The organism is Thiohalocapsa sp. (assembly GCF_019695415.1).
Classification (GTDB): Bacteria; Pseudomonadota; Gammaproteobacteria; order Chromatiales; family Chromatiaceae; genus Thiohalocapsa.
Map to the genome: position 1 here is coordinate 1 of NZ_JAIFKJ010000360.1, position 2,019 is coordinate 2,019.

A 2,019-nucleotide genomic window follows, 5' to 3' on the forward strand; every position below is an offset into this window, starting at 1 on the left:
CCCGCGCCACGTGTGTCACCGTCGATCGGGGCGTTACGGGCCGGAATGACAGTACATTTACGTGGAGGCGTACGACCGTACCATTCCGCCGGACACGGCGGGCCGGGTGGAGAGCCTGCTCGCGGTGCGCGGGCGTCTCATCGGCATATTTCCCGACCGTGCCATCGACGCCACGGCAACCCCCCCACCCGCTGGCGATTGGGTGTTCATGCTCGGTCAGCGCACGCTGGGGCGGGCCGGGCCAGCCGGTCCATCTCCGGCTCCGGCCGGCCTTCTGGCGGGCGTCCGCCTGCAACAGGACCGCTGAGCGGCGGGAGCAAGCCATGCTGGGGCCTCGTATCGGCGGTGTCTTCAAGTTTCTCATCGGCATCCTATTGTTGCAGGTCGCCACGGCGCTTTTGACCTACACGGCGCTGATGACGGACCTGCACCAGACCGGCTGGCTGTTCGGTGCGCTGGCTGCGACCCTCGGGGTCCTCGTGGCGCTCTGGTTCGACTCCGTTATCGGCAGCGTCAAGGAGCAGGCCGTGGCGCGCCAGCACAAACGCCATGCCCGGGAGCGCGAGAAGCTGCGCCTCCAGGCAGAAAAGGACAAGGCCAAGCTTGTCCGTCAGCGCAAGCGCACCTCGGGCGGCGCAACACTCAAGACGGGCCTCGCCGTCGGCGGCACCGTGGGAGTGGGTGTGGCGTTGATGTTCGCCCAGCTCATGACACTGGGCTTGCTCACAATCTCCGCGGCGGGCGGCGCGGCCCTAGGCTACGGTGTCCGCTCGCGGCAGGAGAAGATGATCCGTGCCCGCGAGCAGAAGCAGGCGGAGAAGCTGGTCTACGCCCAGCAGGACCTGCCGGTGCTCACGGCCGACCCGTCGCCGAAATCCAACCGGCGCCGGGGGCGCAACCAGCCGGCCGCCTAGGCTGGCGCCGAATAAACCCATCGCACGCCGGTTTTCGGATTGTCGAGCGAACCACCTGCTGATGCCTTTTCTCTTCCTCGAGCCTCGCTTGTCGAAACTCGCTACTCTCCGTTTTACCTCACTAGCGGGCTGCGAATGCTCGGTCTGCTGCCGCTGATCCCGTGTGCTTATGCCAGAGGTTAAATCAGCCGGCAGCTGAGCTGCAGAGCCGCTACCAGCCCCGGAAGTACCAACCGTTGTCCCAGTCCGGCAGCTCGTGGACGGGTGCTTGCGAGTCGTCAGGAGCGCTGTTTGGCTCCGTTGCACGCTCCGGCGGTGAGGTCGCCGATGGCAGGGATGCCCCCGGCGGCGACGGCAACGGCGCGAGCCAGGGGCCAAAGTTCAGAAACAGCCAGCGGTCCTGAGCGATCATGTCCCGCATCTCTTGGCGGCGGCGTTGGAATTCCTGCTCCAGCGCCTCCTGGCGGGCTGTGCCCACGGGGTCCAGCGCCCGGCGGCGGGCCTGATGCTGGGCGCGGCGGCGCTCCTGCAACGCGCGGCGCTGCGCGCGTACGGCGTCCAGCCAGCGGGGCGCCAGGTCTTGCGGTGCCGGTGTGTCCTGGGGACGGGATTGGGCCGGGGTGTCCGCTATGTCGGCGGCGGGCTCTACCTCGGTTGGCGTCGGTGGGTGGCTGCTTGGAGCCTGGTCTGGTGTCTGCGCCATGGAGGCACTGACCATGAGCACAGCCACCGCGGTCGCCCGTAGGGCGACGCCAGGGTATCGGGTGGCCGGGAGCGCCCGACCGTTGTTCATGGGATACTCGCAGTTGCGCGACGTGCGAGGCCCAGCTTGGGTGCGGACTGTCGACGACGTTGTGCGGGTATTCCGGGCCATAGCGGCCTTGCTGCTCCATATCAGGATCTGCTGATTGTCGGTTTTAGGACAGACAGCAAGCTCCGTCAATGTTCCATACGAGCAGTGCCATCGCCGCTAGGGAAGCGCCGGTTTATTGGTGCTTCCCGTACGGGGCGGGACGCCCTGCTCTTTTTATGCGCGCAAGCATCTGAAAAAGAAGGAACCCGGAAACCGCGTTTTCGGGTTCCGTCCGGTTTTTGGGCAGGATGC

The 2,019-nt window shown here is 66.7% G+C and carries 3 protein-coding genes; 2 read left to right on the forward strand and 1 reads right to left on the reverse strand.

What is annotated here, in order from left to right; translation table 11 throughout:
- Nucleotides 1–61 precede the first annotated feature (61 nt).
- Both I6U14_RS10370 and I6U14_RS10375 read left to right on the forward strand, forming a co-directional pair.
- Nucleotides 62–307 (forward strand): hypothetical protein, encoded by a 246-nt coding sequence (locus tag I6U14_RS10370; RefSeq protein WP_296899087.1) that lies wholly within the window; start codon nt 62–64, stop codon nt 305–307.
- Nucleotides 308–323: 16 nt separating this feature from the next.
- Nucleotides 324–914: a hypothetical protein gene (locus I6U14_RS10375; protein ID WP_296899090.1), complete on the forward strand. Its 591-nt coding sequence runs from the start codon at nt 324–326 to the stop codon at nt 912–914.
- Nucleotides 915–1,125: 211 nt separating this feature from the next.
- Here I6U14_RS10375 and I6U14_RS10380 read toward each other — a convergent pair whose 3' ends face one another.
- Nucleotides 1,126–1,707, reverse strand: a complete 582-nt coding sequence (locus I6U14_RS10380; protein ID WP_296899094.1) for a hypothetical protein — start codon at nt 1,705–1,707, stop codon at nt 1,126–1,128.
- Nucleotides 1,708–2,019 lie beyond the last annotated feature (312 nt).

Coding starts and splice junctions, on each gene's coding strand:
- I6U14_RS10375 (WP_296899090.1), top strand. CDS start 324: ATGCTGGGGCCTCGTATCGGCGGTGTCTTCAAGTTTCTCATCGGCATC.
- I6U14_RS10380 (WP_296899094.1), bottom strand. CDS start 1,707: ATGAACAACGGTCGGGCGCTCCCGGCCACCCGATACCCTGGCGTCGCC.